The sequence below is a fragment of the Bacillus sp. GW823-FHT06A11 genome (genome assembly GCF_058795355.1).
Genome location: NZ_JBXAHS010000005.1, coordinates 48,620 through 69,339 on the forward strand (window position 1 = coordinate 48,620; position 20,720 = coordinate 69,339).

General features: G+C 30.8%; 12 protein-coding genes and 2 pseudogenes. 6 read left to right on the forward strand and 8 right to left on the reverse strand.

The window, feature by feature from the left end:
• Positions 1-299 precede the first annotated feature (299 nt).
• Positions 300-974: a hypothetical protein gene (locus AC1Q8L_RS22460; RefSeq protein WP_001077593.1), complete on the forward strand. Its 675-nt coding sequence runs from the start codon at positions 300-302 to the stop codon at positions 972-974.
• A 359-nt stretch (positions 975-1,333) separates the two neighbouring features.
• On the opposite strand, the gene AC1Q8L_RS22465 is transcribed toward AC1Q8L_RS22460, so the two are convergent.
• On the reverse strand, positions 1,334-1,798 hold the full coding sequence (locus AC1Q8L_RS22465; protein ID WP_001050004.1) for a hypothetical protein: 465 nt from the start codon (positions 1,796-1,798) through the stop codon (positions 1,334-1,336).
• Positions 1,799-2,497: 699 nt separating this feature from the next.
• Between AC1Q8L_RS22465 and AC1Q8L_RS22470 the strand changes: the two genes are divergently transcribed.
• Positions 2,498-3,124: a F0F1 ATP synthase subunit alpha gene (locus AC1Q8L_RS22470; protein ID WP_000720469.1), complete on the forward strand. Its 627-nt coding sequence runs from the start codon at positions 2,498-2,500 to the stop codon at positions 3,122-3,124.
• Positions 3,125-3,363: 239 nt separating this feature from the next.
• On the opposite strand, the gene AC1Q8L_RS22475 is transcribed toward AC1Q8L_RS22470, so the two are convergent.
• Positions 3,364-10,962, reverse strand: coding sequence for a non-ribosomal peptide synthetase (locus AC1Q8L_RS22475; RefSeq protein WP_492339493.1), 7,599 nt, complete (start codon positions 10,960-10,962; stop codon positions 3,364-3,366).
• Positions 10,963-11,327: 365 nt separating this feature from the next.
• On the opposite strand from AC1Q8L_RS22475, the gene AC1Q8L_RS22480 reads away from it, so the two are divergent.
• From AC1Q8L_RS22480 to AC1Q8L_RS22490, 3 genes are all read left to right on the forward strand, one after another.
• Positions 11,328-12,254, forward strand: coding sequence for an aldo/keto reductase (locus AC1Q8L_RS22480; RefSeq protein ID WP_098391338.1), 927 nt, complete (start codon positions 11,328-11,330; stop codon positions 12,252-12,254).
• Between the two features lie 484 nt (positions 12,255-12,738).
• Complete coding sequence (locus AC1Q8L_RS22485) at positions 12,739-14,391, forward strand: pyridoxal phosphate-dependent decarboxylase family protein (RefSeq protein ID WP_098817686.1); 1,653 nt, start codon at positions 12,739-12,741, stop codon at positions 14,389-14,391.
• A gap of 84 nt (positions 14,392-14,475) precedes the next feature.
• Positions 14,476-15,120: a GNAT family N-acetyltransferase gene (locus AC1Q8L_RS22490; protein WP_098368421.1), complete on the forward strand. Its 645-nt coding sequence runs from the start codon at positions 14,476-14,478 to the stop codon at positions 15,118-15,120.
• Between the two features lie 842 nt (positions 15,121-15,962).
• Here AC1Q8L_RS22490 and AC1Q8L_RS22495 read toward each other — a convergent pair.
• Positions 15,963-16,373, reverse strand: coding sequence for a hypothetical protein (locus AC1Q8L_RS22495; protein ID WP_098817685.1), 411 nt, complete (start codon positions 16,371-16,373; stop codon positions 15,963-15,965).
• 114 nt (positions 16,374-16,487) lie between these two features.
• Positions 16,488-16,676, reverse strand: coding sequence for a helix-turn-helix transcriptional regulator (locus tag AC1Q8L_RS22500; RefSeq protein WP_098817684.1), 189 nt, complete (start codon positions 16,674-16,676; stop codon positions 16,488-16,490).
• Between the two features lie 159 nt (positions 16,677-16,835).
• Here AC1Q8L_RS22500 and AC1Q8L_RS22505 point away from each other — a divergent pair, with 159 nt between their 5' ends.
• The gene (locus AC1Q8L_RS22505) at positions 16,836-17,159 is read left to right on the forward strand and encodes a helix-turn-helix domain-containing protein (protein WP_000468121.1); all 324 of its coding nucleotides are present in this window, start codon (positions 16,836-16,838) and stop codon (positions 17,157-17,159) included.
• Between the two features lie 193 nt (positions 17,160-17,352).
• Here AC1Q8L_RS22505 and AC1Q8L_RS22510 read toward each other — a convergent pair.
• From AC1Q8L_RS22510 to AC1Q8L_RS22525, 4 genes and pseudogenes are all read right to left on the reverse strand, one after another.
• A pseudogene (locus AC1Q8L_RS22510) lies at positions 17,353-17,543 on the reverse strand (DnaD domain-containing protein); the annotation flags it as partial.
• Between the two features lie 263 nt (positions 17,544-17,806).
• Positions 17,807-18,259 carry a JAB domain-containing protein gene (locus tag AC1Q8L_RS22515; RefSeq protein WP_000516687.1) on the reverse strand — a complete coding sequence of 151 codons (453 nt, stop codon included), beginning with the start codon at positions 18,257-18,259 and terminating at the stop codon, positions 17,807-17,809.
• A gap of 511 nt (positions 18,260-18,770) precedes the next feature.
• Positions 18,771-19,610 (reverse strand): hypothetical protein, encoded by an 840-nt coding sequence (locus AC1Q8L_RS22520; protein WP_098817683.1) that lies wholly within the window; start codon positions 19,608-19,610, stop codon positions 18,771-18,773.
• A gap of 764 nt (positions 19,611-20,374) precedes the next feature.
• Positions 20,375-20,605, reverse strand: a pseudogene (locus AC1Q8L_RS22525) (type I restriction enzyme endonuclease domain-containing protein); the annotation flags it as partial.
• Positions 20,606-20,720: the final 115 nt, after the last annotated feature.

Here is a 20,720-nt window from a genome sequence, read left to right on the forward strand (position 1 = left end):
ATTCATTCCATATTTTTCTCTCCTAAATGAATCATAGTACATATTATCCACAACATATTTATAGGTTTTTATATTATTTTTAACAAAATCTGCTTACATTTAAATAGACATACAACTTTAATCTGTCAACTCCACCTATATTGATAAATATAAAAAATCGGATTTATTCGACAATTCAATGACTTATAATAGGAAAATATATACATTAAATGAAACCTGATATATCTTTAGTTTGTAAGTTGTAGTTAGTTGGCCAACTTTCCATACAATTTAATAATTTTAAATTTGGGGGATCTAAAATGAATCAAGTATTAAGAAAAAGTAAGAAAAAAATGATGTATCTAGTTGGTTCACTTTTAATTTCTCTATCAATGTTTTCAACTACTAGTTTTGCAGCTACAGAAGGTGCTGTAAAAAGTGTTACAAATAGTACCTATACAGGAATTGCAGCTGATATAAATCTACCAAAATCAGTTGTTGTTAAAGATGGGTATGTGAATTGGTATTTAGGCATTGGAGCATCTAAAGTTGAGGGTGGTATTTCCAAAACACCAAGTGGATATAAAGTATTTCTAAATTCAGGATATAATGAATCAGGTCAAAACAGTAAGTATTGGAACACACAGTATGATGCATCAATTAAAGATGGTGATCGAGTAAACCTTAAAATAGTTAATAACGGAAATGGTACGGTTACTATGTATGTAAATGGAAACCCTAGATATGCAAATCAGCCTGTATATGGCTCATTTTCTCAATATGAACCAGTAAAAATGGTTCAGGGGGTTGAAGATACTGGACGTAACTCCTTTAGCCAAGCTAGCTTTTCAAATGTACTTCTAAGAACAGATACATCCGGGGCTACCTACAAAAGTTGGAACAGTTTAATTTCTTCCTCATTTTCAAGACACGGTACTTATGGTAACAATTTCACAGTTTATTCTCAAGTACCATTAAGCGCAAGTTTACGCTAAAGGTTTTATTTGAATAATAATGTTTTTGTGAAAAAGTAGTTGCACTTGCAGCTACTTTTTTCTATAAAGTACATTGTAATAAATATCCGTGCCAATATAAATAACATCTTTCAACTTTTTCAAAAAACAAGCTTTTTATTTAAATGTTATGTACAAAAAAACGTAGAAATATTTAATTCCTACGTTTTTATAGGTTAATCAATTAATTCATTTACTATTACAATTCAAAGTCATACTTCGTTTGATAAGCCACTAAGTAAAAATAATACTCCGAAAAAATAACCCCAACTGGCTTTACGCATATATTTCTTGAAAAAACAAGAAACACCCCATTTGGATGGCCTCTAAATTTACTAGTTTTAATATTTTTCTGCTACTAAAATATAATCAAAGTTATTATCTTCATTCCCTCTTACCGATGAACTTACTTCAATATAATAGTCTTCCCATTCTTCTGCTTCAAAAACAATTTTTTCCATATCATTAGAAAGGTTCAAAGATTTTTTTATTATTTTACCTTTCGAATTTCGTACAAATAGATCAAAATCATTATCATCATGCATTCCTTGCAAAGTAACTTCAACTTTCATAGTATCACTTGGGGAAAATCTAAAGATATCTATACCGTCTTTATCGTTTAAATTTAAATTGCCATAAACCACACAATCATACCCCAAATCTAGTCTATTGGCTGTTTCAAGAGTATTATTTGGCTCCGTATCTCTAAATTCTTTCTGTTTTCTAGCAGCGTCCACAAAATTTGTACTACTAAACACAAGTGTTACGGTTCCTAATAATATAATCCCTAATTGTTTTAAATTCATTTTCCTCATCCCCTCTTTATTTTTTGTGTTTATTATGAAATTACATACCTACATTTTACTATTTTGTAAATATTTTCACTATTGAGAAAATCTATTTATCCTTCTTTATTTATTTTACAATCATTTTATAGACGTTTTCTAAGAGTCGAAGTTTTCGAGTCGGTATGTTAAAATTTGTTTCCCCAGCTTTTAGAGCTCAAAAAAATAGGTGGATTCAGCGGATTAATTTGTAATAAAAAATAGAAATAGACAGTCGTGATGGCCTATCTCGTCTTTTTAGATGTATTAAGTGGCTTTTATTTAGCTCTTAATCCTTCAATTTTCTTACCCTTCTCCTTAATATCCTCTCGAAAAGATAATATAACGGTGTATAATTTTTTCACGTTTATAATTTTCCACTGTTTAATTAGGAATTTTATATGTTGACCATTTATGCCTAGCATTTTTCTTTCCCCATTTCGCACGACAGTTCCTTTTTGCTCTACGGTAACAATTTCACACATACACATCTTACTTTCCATTTGAATGATAAATTATTAAATCAAGATTTATTATTATGCAAAATTACATTTCAATTGTAGTTGATAATCATTATTAATGTAACTATAATGATTACATGTTGGGTGATATAAGAAAGTTATTTACGAATTAAACCTAACTGCACATTTAAATACAATCGGAATGGAGATGTTATAAGGTATGAAAAAAATCATTTTAGCTGGTGCATTAGGAATTGCAGCTCTTGCAGGCACAAATCTACCAGGATTAGAAGTAACAAAAGCAAGTGCAGCTTCTATCGAGTCAAATTTATCAACAATTGAAGGGCGTGTAGTTGAGGTTACTGATAATGTTATCTCTGTTGAGTCAACAAAGTATTCAGAACCTATTAGTATCTATTTAAACTCTACACCAAATGTAAAAGTTGGTGATCAAATAAAAGCTACTGGTGCAATGATGCGTAATTTTACGGACTATATGATTGCAGATTCAATTGAAAAGGTTCAAGGTACTGATACATTACACCAGGGAAGTTATTTAAAACATGTTTTTGCATACGAATATGAAATAGGACATGTTACAAAAGTAGATAAGTTTAAATCTGGAATAGAAGAATATAATTATGTAATTGTTCAATATACTGGAAATGACGGAAGTAAACGTAATGTTACAGTTTATTTAACACACGGGCAGAAATTTAATGTAGGTGAAAAGGTTAAAGTTCATATGGCGAACGCTGAAAGAAGTAATGAGTGGTCGATAACAGATGAGATTGAAAAAGTTAATGATTCTCAAGCATTAACTGATGATCGATGGATTTGGTCTTAATATAAAATTGTATTTTTACTCTTATTGAAAAGAATTATTTGTCTTGGTTAATTTCTTCTGTTAGTAATATGAAGAATTGAAATATTATCCAACTAACTAAATGTATAAACCTTTTAATCGAAAAGAACTTGTAGACAAAACTACAAGTTCTTTTTACTTTTCCAAATAATAAGAGAAAGTAAACAAATATTCAAAACTTCATATTTATAAACCAATCTGTTCAAAATCGATGGTATATTCTATAGCAATATTGGTTCTTTAATGGTTGGTAAAAACTCGATACTCATAGCGTAATGTAATAACAAATTGATATACTCTTGATTTGGTTCTAAACAATGTACATTCTTTAAGTATCCTTGCGTGTATAAACAAGATGGTATAGCTACTGATAGCTCTTCTACAGATTCTAATAAAGGCATTATGAGCTCTAAAGCTTTCTGTTCATCAGTAGTTAGATTCGTATCAAAAAACTTCTCTATATACTTTTCTTGTTTCATTAACATAATATCATATCCAAAATCTTGTAAATTATTTATAAATTGGTCCCATTTAAGTTGATTGGGATTACAAATATGCATAGTTTTATTTACTGTATTGGCCTTATAGGATAATTCAGTAATAGCTAAACTTCCATAGTCTACAGGCGTTAAATCTACATACGTATTGATTTCAGGTGCTACGTTAGATAAGCATATCCCTTTCAACAATCTATAAAAAGCGTTTTCATTAATATTGAATTGAAATTTACCCGTTTTAGAGTTACCCACTAAATTCCCCACACGGTATATCGTAGCACGAATCCCTTTTTCCATTGCCTCTCTGACCATTTTCTCGCCTTGAAACTTACTTTCTAAGTAGACATTATCTAAATTTTGACCTCTATCAAAATTAGACTCAAGGAATTCAAATTCTTTTGGATCGCTTTCAGCCTGTCCAGCTACACTTAAAGTCGATATATAATGAAAACGTGCATTTGTATTCTTAGCTAATTCCAATAAATATTTTGTAGACTGAACATTTACCTTTTGAAAATGCTCACGTTCTCCATAGTGTCTAACTTCTCCACCACAATGTATGATTGATTCTACCTTATTATTTAAATGGTCCAATTGCTTTGAATCTAGACCTAAATTTATCAAAGATAAATCTCCTTCAATTAACTCTACTCTCTCCTCCAACTTTTGGAGAATTTCTTTACCGAAATAAAACATCATTCTTTCTTTTAACTTTGCACCAATTACTTGATCCTCATTATTTCTTACTAGACAGTAAATAGTCGTAGATGGCAACTGTAATAAGCGTTCTAAAATGTGTGCTCCTAAATATCCTGTAGCCCCTGTAAGGAACACTGCTTTTGGATAATTCACCCTACCTATCTCACATTCTTCTATTTTATTTCTTTTACAAGCAGGAGGCATTATCGTTTCATTTTCCATACATGCTACATTCATATTTTTCTCTTTCTTTAACGACATCTTTTCCATTTCTTCAATATGAGAGGCTAAATTTTCTATTGTTCTATACTTAAAGAAATCTTGAATTTTCAAGTTAGGATATAACGGTTTTAATTTGACTAATGCCGGCATAACTTTTAAAGAATGTCCACCCAAATTAAAGAAATCATCTTTTAAACCTATAGATTTTATGTTTAGAACTTCAGACCATACCTTTGCAATGTCTTTTTGCACTTTAGTTTGAGGTTTAAGTTTACACTCATCTTTTTGCTCATGACCAAACTCTATTTTTGGCAGCTTTTCAAAATCAATTTTACCGTTCGCCGTTATTGGTATTTCTAACACATGAGAGTAATATTTAGGGACCATATATTCTGGCAATACATTTGATAAATGTAAAGCTAACTTATTTTTCTCTATCCCTATACCGTCCACTGTTTTATAATAAGCTTGCAGTAACATTCCATCTTCCGTTTGTGTTACTACAGCCTGACTTATCCCCTCAAGTTGTAATATTGCATCTTCTATCTCCCCTAGTTCAATTCTGTGCCCTCTAATTTTAACCTGCTTATCTTTTCTTCCCATAAATTCTATATTTCCATTTGGTGACCACCTTGCTAAATCACCTGTTCGATATAATCTTTTACTATTGTCTTCTGAAAATGGGTTTGAAATAAATGCCTGTTTTGTTTTTTCTTCCTGCTTCCAATACCCTTGGGCCAATCCTAAACTTTCAATATATAATTCACCCATAGCCCCTACCGGACAATGTTGCATATATGAATTCAATATATGAACCTTTGTGTTAGAAATTGGAATACCAATCGGTATGCTTCCTAAAATGTTATTTTCGCATTCTAAGTCTGGTATGAAATAGTACATCGCTGAAACAGTTGCTTCAGTAGGACCATACTCATTTACCAGTTGCACTTGGTTTTTAAAAGTATTTTGCCAACTCCTAATAGCATTTGTTGATGCAGCTTCCCCTCCCATTATCATAAATCTTAAAGAACGTATCTTCTCCCTATCCGGTTTAGTTAATGAGGTCGATAATTCATTAAAAAATACTGTTGGTAAATCAGAAATAGTTGCTTGTATTTCTTGGACTGCTTGGGCATATTCGACAGTTGAATAGCGCTGTTCATCACTTAATACATATAGTTCCGCCCCATTTAACAAAGTAGAAAAAATTTCCGATACAGAAGAATCAAAACTATGGGAATAAAACTGTGTTATTTTATCATTTGGTGAAATATGAAATACTTCATTTCTCCATTCAACTAAATTTAATACTCCTTTATGAGTTAATAATGTACCTTTTGGTTTGCCTGTTGATCCTGAAGTATAAATGACATAGGCCAAGTCATCTGGTTTATTTAAAATTTTCACATCACTATTTATAGTCGTACGATATATATCCTCTATTATTGAAACGTTATAATTGCTTACGTTCAAATGACTTTTGTATTTGTTACTCGTTATAATTCTACATGCCTCGCTATCACTAACTATATAATTTATTCTATCCTCAGGGTATTTTACATCGATTGGTATATAGGCAGCACCGGCTTTTAATATTCCAATCATAGAAACGATACTATTCATACTTCTATCTAAAAATATGGCTACCTTGTCACCTTTTTTTATACCTTTATCAAGCAAATGTTGAGCTACTTGATTAGAACTCCTATTTAATTGCCTATATGTTAAAGACTCTGTTTCAGTCGCTATAGCAATCCGATTTGATTGTCTTTCTACTTGCTTATAAAATTGCTCCTGTATATTTTGAAAATAAGGATACGGTCTTTCTGTATGATTTACCTTTCTATATAGAGATTCCTCTTCCAGTGATAGGAATGAAAGATTCTCATATGCCACTGTTCTTTGATGAATAAATGCGTCCAGTATATTAAGTAAATTTTGAGTAAACCTATTAATTGACTCTTCCTTGAAAAGATTAATATTATACTCAAATGAAATCTCTACATAATCCGATTCTTCTTCAACAGCTAAAGAAATGTCAAACTTACTAACATCTTGTTTATTAGGTAACAATTGAAGCTTGTACGCATCATGTTGTTGCAAAATATCTTTCTGGTAACTAAACATAGTAGAAAAGATCGGGTTATTTCCAAAGCTTCTATCAGGATTTATTTGCTCAATTACTTTATCAAATGGGTATGATTGGTTTTGGAAAGAATTCAAACATTTTTCTCTCACTACTTTTAATAGCTGTTTTAAATTTTTTACATCATTTAATTGTGTTCTAATCGCTAAAGTATTTACAAAAAATCCTTGTATTTGTTCAAATTCTTGATAATTCCTTCCAACAACCGGTGTACCTACAATAATGTCTTTTTGATCCGTGAGATAATGTAACAATTGAATATATGCTGCCAAAAATAGCATATACATCGAAACATTCTCTTGTTCACATACTTGTTTCAAAGACTCTTTCATTTTATTATCTAACTTCATTTCAAATACTGTACCTCTATTTGTACTTTGACGATTCTTACTAAAATCTAAAGGAAGATTTAGTATAGGAAGAGGCGCTGCAAGTTCGGCCATCCAATAAGATTTTTCCGTATCCCACCGACCTAATTTTAACTGCTCTTGTTCCCACTCAACATAATCTACATATCGATTAGAAATAGTTGGCAACTCAGGATTTCTTCGTTTAGCAAAGGCACTATATACCTTCATCAACTCATCTAATAAATTCCTTACACTCCACTCGTCAGTAATAATGTGATGTAAATTGATATATAGATAGGATTTTTTCTTATCAAGATTAAAAATTCTAATCCGGAAAAGCGGTCCATTTTCCAAATCAAATGGTGTATGATCCGTTTGATTTATTGTTCTATGTATATATTCTTGTTGTTCCTTTTTAGCCATGTGTTCAATCTCATGGTGTGTCAGGTCAATCGCTATTGATTTTAATATGACTTGTCTAGGCTCCCCATTTTTTTCAATAAACACTGTTCGGAGCATCTCGTGTCGTTCAACTAAAAGCCTTATGGCGTCCTGTAAAATATCTTTTTTCAAACTCGGCTCAATATATATGTGTAGTGGTGTATCGTATACTCTATTAATAGCGTTTGATTTATTTAAAAACCAGATTCTTTTTTGAGCACTTGATAACTGATAACTTTCCTTATCTGTAACTTTTAATATTTGCATCTTCTGTTCTTCCCTATCACGATTTACTTCCATTAATTTATCGATGTAAGCAGATAGACTAGCAATTGTTGTATGCTCAAAAATATCTCTAATTTCTATTTTCAAATGAAACTCTTTTTGAATTTGATTTAATACTTGCACAGCAATTAATGAATGTCCCCCAAGTTTAAAAAAGTCATCATCTCTACTGATTCTATATTTTCCTAAATTTAAAATCTCTGACCATGTTTTTGCCAACCTTTTTTCTGTGCCACTTATTGGTGGTATATATTGATTTTGCATATTTTCAAGTAAAGGTGGGATTTGTAATTCTAATTTTTTTCTATCAATCTTACCACTTGGTGATAATGGAAATGTTTTAAGATGAAATATATAATTTGGCATCATAAAATCTGGTAATCTTTCACTTAAGAATGTTTTTAAGTTCTCTTGTTTTATCTCTGTATTGTCTTTTGATACATAAAAGCTAGCAATTTTGTCATTTTGATAAGTTACTACTACTGCATCTTTTACCTCTGAGTGTTTAAATAATGCTCTTTCTATTTCATCAAGCTCAATTCGATACCCACGTAGTTTTACTTGATTATCTTTCCTTCCGATGAATTCTAAGTTGCCATTTGGTAAAAGACGTACTAAGTCCCCAGTACGATATATTTTTTTATTGCGATTATATGATTTCTCGAAAGAAATAAATGCCTCTTCTGTTTTTTTCTTTTGATTTATATATCCTTTAGCAACCCCATCACCACCAATGAATAACTCACCTACTACTCCTGACGGACATAGCGTGTTAAACGGACTGACCACGAAAACTTTACTATTAGCAATTGGTTTACCTATTGGTATATTAGAAGTTTCTTCTTTTATCTCATGATTTACTTCATAAATGGTTGTACATACAGTAGCTTCAGTAGGACCATATGCGTTAAGAATTGGAATCTTTAACCCTACTTTACTTTGCCATTTACGAACTGATTCAGCAGGTATGGTTTCCCCTCCCACAAATACACATTTTAAGGAATTTAATTTAAGCAACATTTCTTTAGGCATATCAGCTATTAATTTAAAAAATGCAGTTGGTAAAAGAACAAATGTAATACCATTCTTGTTAATTACATTTATAAATTCTTCTGCAGAACGTTTTTCCATTTCAGAAATTACATGCATTCTTCCTCCGCATAACAAAATCGGAAACATTTCCATAATGGAGGCATCAAAAATCATTGTTGCAAATTGTAAAAATACATCATTTTTGTCTAAATTAAATTGATTCATTAATGAATATGATAAATTAATTACTCCTCTATGTGGTACAACTACTCCTTTTGGTAAACCTGTTGAACCTGACGTATAGATAATATACGCAGCATCTTCTATGTTATGTGTAGACGCAATATTTTCTATAGAATTAGTGTAATGAAAATCCTCTAAAAAAATTGTATGAATCGCAAAACTTTCAATTAATCCCCTGAATTCTTTCTTTGTAATAATCATTTGACTTTCACTATCTTTTAATATAAATTCTATTCTTTTTTCAGGAAACTTTGGATCGATTGGTACATAAACTCCACCTGATTTTAGTATGCCTAGAATCCATACAATTGTATCGATTTCTCTCACCATAGTAATACTTACACGCTGTCCCTTTTTTATATCATTTTCACGTAAATAATTCGCAATTTGATTTGACCTTTGCTGCAAGTCATAATAGGTAATCGATTTATCCCCCATTGAAATCGCTATTTGATTTGGCGATTTTAATGCTTGTAGATCAATTAATTGATCTAATGTTTTTAAATTAGGATATGCAAGAGTATTTGAGTTTATATCTTTGTATAAACGATAATCTTTTTTTAAAAGTAAATCCAATGAATGGATAGGTTCGTTCACATTCTTCATTAGTTTTTGTAACAAATATATATATCTTTCAACTAAATCATTCATACTATCTGGTTTATATAATGCTGAATTATAGTCAACCTCAATTTTATTCTCTGTTTCCCCTTCATATCTCATTATTCTCCAGGTCATGTTAAAAGGATTTACTCTTTTACAATCTGTTAAAACTGTGGACTCAATATCAGGAATTTTCAATTGAGGTATCCTTACCGTATTAAATGCTGTTGAATAAATCATATTATGATGTGTATTATTATTTAGATTTAAATCTCTTACTATATGTGAATATGGATTATGTTTATACTTAATAGCCAAATGAACAGATTTATTCACCTTGTTAAGTATTCCCTTAAATGTATCACCTTTTTCTATTGTTATACGTATAGGTAATGTATTAACAAAATAACCAAAAGCATTCCCTTCTTCCGTTTGTGGTCTAGTATTAATTGGAATACCTACAATAATTTCTTCAGCATTTGTCATTTGATGAAGCAAGGCACAATAAGTACTTAACATAACCCGATAGACACTTATGTTATTTCTTTTAGCAAAACATTGTATTTGATAAAATAGATCGGCATCAATATTCTTGCTTATATTTTTGTTCGTATATATCGGTTCATTCATTTTATTAATAGTAGCAGGAAACTCTGTAGGAGGTAATTCACCTTGTAAATAATCTTTCCAATACGATGATCCCTCTTTATATATTGCATCATCAATAAAACTCTCCTCATACTTTACGAGGTTCTTATAAGGAGATTCAAATTCTACATTCGTCTTCCCTTGAAGTAATTCACTATACGTATTGGATAATTGTCGGATGAAAATTCCTAAACTACATCCATCATAAATAATGTGATGAAAAATCATATGTAAAATAAATTCATCTTCACAAAATTTAATGATGTGAAATTTAAACAAAGGCCCTTCTTCTAAATTAAATTTCTCATTCACTATAGAGCCTAAGAATTTTTTTAAAATAAATTTTTGTTCTGTGTTTTTAAAAGCAGTTAAATCCTTAATGGGTATATCAAAGTCTATACTCTTTTGAATGAATTGTTTAATTTTTTCGTCCCTCTTAATAAATAGTGTACGTAGCGCCGGATGAGATTGCACTATTAAAGTAAGCGTTTTCCTTAAGGTCTCTATTTGAAGACTTCCTTTTAGCTTTATGATGATAGGTTCATTGTTCATTCCTTTTTCTAATTCCATTTGATGAGCTATCCATAATGCTTCTTGCCCTACTGTTGCATCAAATTCTTCTACAATTTCATATTGCTTTTGTATTTCTTTCATATGAATTTCTCCTTTTATAAATATTTAAAAGCGGATAATATTTACATTTACAACTATATGTACAGATTCTGCGATTTGTAAATATATATATTCCGACTAAATTCAACATTTAATTCAGTTAATGTATAGTTATTAAAATTATGAATAAAATTCATATCTATGCCGTAAAAGTTCATACTTTTATTCAATTCAAGCATAAAAAATCATTTCACTAATAATTCTAATTTCTTTTTATACAGTAATCTTACATATTTTATTAAAGGAAATAGCCTAATTTATACTCCGAAAATAAATTCAAGAATATTCCAACTGGCCACTATATATACTTCTAATAAAATAAACTGTAAAGGAGGAGTCCGTACATAATGGAATATAGATTATTAGGTAACACGGGATTAATAGTCTCAGAGGTAGGGTTCGGTTCTTGGGCAATTGGTGGAGATGAATGGGGAACAGTAAAAGATAATGAATCACTTGATGCAATTGAGAAAGCAATCGACTTAGGGGTTAATTTTATTGACACTGCTGACGTTTATGGACTAGGTCATAGTGAAACACTCGTTGCAAAAGCTATAAATAATCGCAGGAAAGATATAATCCTTTCTACAAAAGGTGGTTTAATTGGTCATCATTATGACCCCAATCAACCAGCCGTTTATGGAGATCCTCAAAAGATCATTGATGCGTTTGAGGCTAGTTTACTGCGGCTTAAAACGGATTATATAGATGTGTACTTTTGTCATATTTGGTGGGATAAACCTGAAGAAACAGAAGCCTTTCTACAAGCTTTCCAAACCTTAAAAAAATCTGGAAAAGTGAGAGCTGTTGGCGTTTCTACTAATGATTTAGATTATATAAAACATTTTAATCAGAATAATGATTTAGATGTCGTACAATTCGATTATAGTATTTTGAATAAAGAACCTGAAAAAGACATCCTTCCTTATATTGAAAAACATAATTTAGGTGCTGTGATAAGAGGGCCACTTAAGATGGGGATTTTAACTGGGAAATTTAATCATGAAACTCAATTTCCAGACGATGATTTAAGAAAAGATTGGCCAAAAGAAAAGTGGTTTAAAGATAGCTTAAACACAGTAGAGAAATTACGTTCACTTTTACGTTCAAATCGAAGTTTAGCGCAAGTTGCTTTACGTTATGTTTTAAGTCACGCAGCCGTTTCAGTTGCTATTCCTGGTGCAAAAAATTCTACTCAGGTTGAAGAAAATTCTTCACACTTAACTCGTCCATTATTATTAGATAATGAAATTGAATTCATTAAAAAGCTTTGATCAGATCATTATTCACCTACAAAAATTATGCTGATTCTTCTACCAAATCCATACTACTACTTCTTCTCAACTAGAACATATTTTTAACACTTCCACCCTATTTTTTTCTCTTTCTCCAACAATATCTACAGTTTATAAGGTAGTTGAGCTCTTATATTCAACTACCTTATAATAGTTCTACATTAGAGTAAATTATCTACTACATTAGTTGAATACATGCTAGGACATCATGCAAATCAAATAAACAATTAATTCAGAAATATTTTTAGAAACTTCATTATCTCACAATTACTTTTTTTAAAATAAATCAAAAAATTTTTCTTTACTTTAAATTCCATAGTTCATATAATCTTCTATGGAATTACATTTTTTTCTAAATAGCTCCTCATTTCTAAGTATTCAAAAGGGAAATTACAAATTATTACACCCTTATGTTTAACCAAGTAAAATAAAAATCCAGTTTTTCACAAGGAGAAGTGACCGCATGCAAGATATTTTAAAATTATTTCCGAGCGTTGACGGAAATGAAGAAAAACAACAACTTTTATTAGAATCTATGCAGAAAATAATTAAAAATCTTGACCGATTAAAAAATGAAGAGCGAGCTACTTTAGGTAAATGTGAGGAAAAATCTGAAGGGTACTACAATGGCTTAATTCACCAAAGTCATATTCCACTAGCTGGAATCACTATGTCTGAGGTTATAGAAGAGCTAAACCAATTTATGAATGGTCATCCTTATCCAAATAAATATTACTTGTCTAACGCTGTACCACTACCAAGTATACCTTCACTATTAGGTGTAATAACCATGGCCCTTTTAAATGGTAATGGTGTTTGGGATGTATATGGTCCAGGGGCAGCTGAAGCAGAAGTAAAAGTTGTATCCATGCTTTCAAAACTGATTGGTTATAATCCGCATAATAGCGGTGGCTATACAACATGGGGTGGACAAGGATGCGTGTTTTCGAGCTTGCGCTTAGCAATTTCTAAACAATTCCCATCAGCAAAAGAACATGGCGCTCCACAAAATGTATATTGCTTTGCTTCTGAAAATGCACATTATAGTTTATTAAAGTCAGCTGAAGCAACTGGCATCGGATCAAATCACTTAATAAAAGTGAAAACTGATCCTTATACAAATTCTATGGATATAGATGATTTAGAGGCAAAGATGGTACAAGTTATTAATAATGGTGGTATCCCCCTTTATATTCTAGCTACTATGGGGTCAACAGATACTTTTACCATTGATGATATAAAAAAAATTAAAGAGAGCGCTGAAGCAATACAAAAAAAATATAAATTAAAACCTATTTATATACATGCGGATTCTGCAATGGGTGGATTCTATAGTTTCTTTAATAATTATAATTTCAAAGAAAATCCACTTTCATTTGAACCTAACTTAAAAAATGCTTTACTATACGTACAAGATAAAATGCAATATATGGCACTTGCTGATAGTGTATGTTTTGATTTTCATAAATTAGGACAAACACCTTATGCTTCAAGTATTTTAATCGTAAAAAATCATACTGATTTACAACTGATGGACATTGAACAAGATGATACACCTTATCTTGGTAATAGATCATATGGTAGTTATCATACAGGCTATACCTTAGAATGCTCACGAGCTGGTAGTGCTATTCCCATGTATATCAATCTATTAGCCTTTGGAATTGAAGGATATCAAAAATTATTAGCAAATTATATTCGTGTAAATCTATTATTTAGAGAGAAGTTGCGCAAGGCCCTGCCTCAAGTCGCAATCACAAATGATTTTACATATGGACCAATTACAACCTTCCGTTTCTATATGAATGGAGATGGCCAAGAAAATTGGGAAAAAGAACGAATAGGTCTTGCAACAAAAGAAGAGATTGAGGATACAAACCGATTAAATATAGAACTATTTAATTATCTAGGAAAAAATCGCGATCAAGTATTTTTTGGTGATACAACTCGTTCTTGTGTAGTAGATGCAATAAACAGTTGTGATAGAAATTCAATTTCCACATTAAAATTCTTTTCTATCTCTCCATATACAACTGTTGAATGTATAGATGAGATTGTAGCATTTCTTTATGAATATATTTCGATTGCTACTAAACAGATTTATTCATATGTTTAATAATCATTTTGGTAAGCGCTTTAATAATTAAACTTAACTAAATTAAATAATACTTTTAATTACATCAGGAAAGAGGAAAAACATATGAATATAGAGCTACTTGATACACACCACGTGAAAGATGCAGCACATTTACTTGCACATTCTTTTGTGAATAATGAACCTCTTGTAAGCAGTTTACAAATTCCTTTTGCTCCTTTTCACAAAATGTGCGAAGAAATGATGAAACAAGCTGTATCTCAAGCTATGTCATTTGTAGCAATAGAAAATTTTCAAATTGTTGGGGTTCTTTTAACAAAAAAAGTAACCCAGCCACTAATAGATACAGATAAAGCGACTGAACTATGCCCACAAATGGAGCCTATTTTTCAACTTTTAGATACATTAGAGACAGAATCTATTGAGTTTTCTCATTTAGATAAAGAAAAATTGGTCTATCTAGATATGGGCGCTTGTCATCCAGATTGGATGGGAAGTGGGATAATCACCACCCTTCTTTCACATGCCATTCAAGAGATAAGTAAAAAAGATTTTGATTTTATTGCTGCTTGTACAAATAAAATTTCTCAAAAAATCCTAAAAAAACTGTGTACGACCTATGAAATGAATGAAATAGTGTATAGTAATTTTCTTTATAAGGAAGCATACCCATTTGCTAACACAACAACTTCCTTAGCAGCACAATTACTATATATACCTCAATCCCAATTCGTCATTAAGGCCATATAAATTTGCGAAGAAGACTAGCTGTACTTTTGTGCAGCTGCTTTTTTATATAGAGTAAATAAGTAATAGATATTCTTACATAAGTGATACCTTTCACAATTTAACTTCTTCGAATTCAATAGCCACTTTCTCAGCATGCCTTATTTCTCTGCTTAACCTACCTAAAGATCCCCTTCTATTTATTTCAACATGTTTCATCATGCTTTAATTTCATATGCTCCATTATTTCATCTATACAAGTAACTGAGACACTTCTCCCTATTTAATGACTAATCCTTTACTTTTTAAGTAACGATTGATACACACCTTCCCAATCTTAAATACTTTAAAATCTATTACCTAATAACCCCTCAACATTCTCTGTAATTCTTACAATTCTCTTTCATTTTGTTTATCTATTCATTCATCCCCCATGTCCTATATCTACCTAATCTTCCCCAAAGAATCCAATGTAAAATTCATGATAAAAGAAAACAAACGTATCATATGTAGATTATTTAAGAGAAAAGAGTGAGAATTACTGGATTCTCCTTTCTTTTCATCCTTTTTAGAAGCTCTTTAAAGTCTAATTCTATTACATTCCTGCTAGGTAACATGTCTACTAATCATTAACCATTTGTATAGCTATATAAAGACTCTACTAATTCATTAAAGGAATCTCCTTCCCCCTATCGAATTATTGTAGAGGAAAGGAGAGGAATACATGGAAATTCTAGGATTAGATCCTCGCGCATTAGCGACTTTAGGTGCACTTGAATACACCAATCGTCGCAATAAATTAATTGAAGACTCGGAGAATAACATTTACGAGTGTAAAGAAATAAAAGAAATACTTCAATCACTTCCTAAAGAGAAGCAGCTCGAGGTTCTTGAGAATCAAGCTCACTTTGAAGCTGTGGCAAAGATGATTGAACAAAACAATTTAATTCTTTTAGAACAGATGAAAGCTCTACAGCTAATTCAGAAATAAGAAACTTATGATTAATTAATTCTACATACGCTTCCATAAATAATGTCTCTTTATCTATACTACCAGCCTCTGTTTTTACAGGGGCTTTTGTTATGCGTTGATTCATATTTTGAATTTGAATGGTTTCTTTCACATGTATGAATAGATCTTCTAATAAACCTGGTGTAGACTCTAATTCCTGCTTTTCAATGTCCTCTGTGACGGCACTGATAAATTCCCATAGTACTTTTGCACCTAGTAGTTCTGCTAAACGTTTTTCACGCATTTCAAATGTTTTCATGTTCATATTAAACACTTCCCTTATCTAATAGTTTTTTAAAAATAAGTAATAAATTATTTCGTTTTAGGAAAACAATATAGAAATTAAATTCTCACCCTCGAAATTACACGTATCGTGACACTAATCTTCAAAAAAAAGAGCCCAATCAAAATTTAGTACCTTAGCTATATTCTTTGCGACAGGAACACTTGGATTTCTTTCACCACTTTCAATCATTGCATACATACTTCTAGATATTCTTGCCTTATATGCAATACAATCTTGTGTTTTCTCTTTATTTTTACGTTTTTCTAATAACCAAAACCTCATTATTTCCTCCTTTTATTGTCACAAAATGTGTAATTAATAATTATACTACACAATAATAAGTATGAAATCAATGTTTTTTACACATTTCGTGTACTTTGTTAAATGTTACATATTGTGACGTTATAATTGATATAGAAAACACCTAAAAGGAGGTAGCATATGTTTGGCACTAGACTACATACTCTTCGAAAAGAACGCAAACTGCGTCAAGAAGACATGGCAAATCAACTAGGGATTGCTCGAACTACATATGCAATGTATGAACAAGGAAATCGAGAACCTGATTATAATACATTGATAAAATTAGCGACTTTCTTTGAAGTATCAATTGATTACCTCCTCGGTACAACTGAAATGAGACAAGTTACAGACATACAAGATCCTGAGCTTTATCAATGGTTTGAAGATATAAAAAATGCGACTCCTCAAAAGCGAGAGGAATTAAAGAAGTTTTGGGAATTTATAATACAGAAAGAAGATTAATATATCAAAAAGACCGCCATCTTACCAAGGTAGCGGTCGCTGGTTCGAACCTAAACGAGAATATACCGTTATCTCCCTGATATTCAAGAGGGTTTCTTATGTATAACAATGGAACAGCTCTTCTAGGGAAGAAAATTCTATTTGACTTAAGCTTCTTTTCGATATTTAGCTAATACTTGTTCTAAACGTTTACGTTCACCTTAGGCGTATTCTTTTCTAAAGCTATTTCCATTGCTTTGAGAACAAGTTGTGCATTCAAATCTTCAATCCCCATATTAATCCCTTCAGCCACAAATGGTTTAATAACTCCAAAGTTTACTCGTTGAATGCTATTTGGTTTTCTTCTACTACTTTTCTATCATTTGAGCAGCTTGCTGCTTCTTTTCCCTTCATATCAAAAGCCTTTAGGCTACTTTTGCTCGCTTTAGGTTAGAGCTATCTTGTTAGTTTATTAGGCATAGATCCTTTTTTCTTATCCTATATTTCTGACCTTTTAATCTGACCATTTCCACGAACCACATATTATGAATACATTTATAAATCACCCTTACAAATATAAAAATAAGAAGATCCATGCGAATAAACGCTTTAGAATCTTCCTATTCCTCCATATACACCCTTAAAAATAGTTGGCTTATTGCTTTGTATTAGATAATCCCCTTTTTCAATAAACTTACATAACTATTATCTCCAATGATGACATGATCTAGAAGAGGGATACCAATAATAATTCCACATTCTTTTAATCGCTTAGTTACTTCAACATCTTCTTGAGATTCCATACTATGTCCTGAAGGGTGGTTATGGAAACATACTATTGAAGATGCATTGTTTAATATTGCTGTGCGGAACGTCTCGCGTGGATGGACTAACGATGAATCAACAGTTCCTTCAAACACAATGCTACATCCAATAATTTCATTCTTTGTATTTAAGTTAAATACACCAAAAATTTCATTTGGCCTTGATTCTATATCAAATATAATCTGTGCAAAGCGTACAGCATCCGCTGGACAAGTGATCTTCTTTTTCTCAATATCATAAATTCGATTACTGTCTTTTACCAACTTTACAGATTGAACCATAATTTTCTTACCCATGTCCTTCTCCTTTCGAAATAAAAAAGACGAGACTGCTCCTCTCATCTTTTTTCACCTTCTTTTGTATTTTGAAATCCAAAATTCATATTTCCTTACTACATTTCTTAAAAAGTTAAGACATCCTATCACTTCCTTGTTAGTTCAATACTTGCCCTATTCCTACAACGCAAAAAACCTCCCAGGAATACATTCGTAATACAAATTAGCGTATATGCGTTATACACTTACTTGTAATGAATCGTAAACCCGAAAGGTTTGTGGTTATTTAGGAATGATTAAAAAGGAAAAATTTTCTTGGTATTATTATATAACATAGAAAATATTCTTTCAATTCCTTTTTAAAATCTTCAACGACTTTCTTGTTAGCTTTAAACAAGTAGTTTCACTATAATCTAGTGGAAATATCTACCTTATAAGAATCTTTATTCTTTTTAAACGTGTTGCAAGTCTAAGATGAAATGCTTTAAATAGTTATCCCAATTTTATACTGTTTTATAATACCATTTTCCACTTAAATAAGTATTAATTTATCCATAGCAATTCTAGAGAATCTACGAGGTACCATAGGTAATATTTTCAAGTTGAATTGTTGAATTTCGTTCGGTTCAAAATACTGATCACAGTAATAATTATGATACTGTGCTACCCATTCATATTTACTATAAAGCTTATAATTATTATTTTTTTTATGCATACTTAAATTGCTAAATACAATATCTTTATGCTGTTGTATTTTTTGAATATATTCACTTTTGTCCCCCGTCGTATATTCATATTCCTCTTTAAGACCGTATAAATAATTAACAAAAACTATATCATCAACATCTTTTAATAAGTGCAAGCTTTGTGGCGCCTCTCCTGGTTTCCCATAATACCCCAAATGTTTTGCTACCATTTTAACCATTTCCTTACTTAAAATAATTCTAGGATAATTGGCACAACTACATTCTAAATTATGTGCTTCAATTAAAGCTGATCCATACGCAAAATCATCATCACCATAATAATCCCCTACAGCTACTCCACCTCTTAAAAAATAACCATTCATTGTCATTTCTAATTGATAATTAATAAATGACATAAATAGATTACCAGATTGCCCCTCGCCATCTTCAAATATTGGATATGCCAATATAACATTGTCCGTAAACGTTTTTAATTGACCTTGTGGATTCATAATCTTCAGCTCTGCATATTGATTTTCAAGAATTGTATGAAGATTTTTCAATAGTTGATTTCCATGTAGTCGATTAGGTGATTGCAAAATCAAATTCGAAAATCCTAAGATATCGGTAAAACAAACTATTGAATCTAATAAACTTGGGTTATCAGGATTGTATTTAGGTAACATATTCATTCCACCTTATTTTTTTCTATAAATATTCCCTAATAAATATAATATCTTAAAAAGTTATTTTTAATCAAACCTTTCTTACAATTAGTTAATATACTTACTACATCATATCTATCGTTCAAATATGAACAGTCGTATAAAGTATATAATCTTCAGTAATAAAGAACTCATCATTATCCTGGACATTAATAACATAAAGAATTTTTTAAAGAAACTTTATATGATTAAGTATACTTCTTTGCTTTATCTTGCTTATAAACTTTGAAATTAAGTTCAATTTAAAATCTACACCTTGAGGATCAAATAATACATTGCAAAAGTTAGCTATTTTTATTATATATAATGATATTTTGGGTTAATATCATTATATGATCCATTAAACTCTCACTCTAGAAAGATTACTTTGCTAATTGCCACGATTCGAACATGATGATTAAAAATGATGACCATCATTTTTAATCATCACAATATATGCTTTATGCTACTCGTCCATCTCCTACATGACCTACCGTAATTGCATAGCTGCCATCATATTCTTTATGTTCATGCATAAATTTATAGTGACAATTGGTGTATTTATAACTTTAAATTATATTTTATTCGACAATGCCACGATAATTGTAAGAGGGTTTAGTCTTTTGATATAAATGAAGACTATATGGTTAATTACGAAAAATTACAACTTCTTTTTTCAAATTCAAAAGCCCTGGAGGTAAACTCAATTCAAAATTTTTTATTATTCGTTTGAACTAATTTGGAATTATACGCATTTTCGCACGAGCAAATTCACGTAAATTCCAGTCAATACTCATGTTTTCTTTGATTGATCTTATTAATTCATGCGCAATAATTTTTAACGTATCATCACCTAAAACTTGTTCAGCGGTTTCATGTGAAGCAAGAGCATCATAAAAAGCAATTTCTTCCTTTTTCATACCAGTTTGCTCATCACGCTTATATGCTGCATCCATTTCTTTTGCCAGTTCGATTAGTACGCAGCTATAAAAATTTCATAAATTGTAGAATCCATTCTACAACTCTTCCTATTATGGAATTAATGTATACCAAAATCCCTTTTAATACTAACGACGAATAAGGTAACTAAAT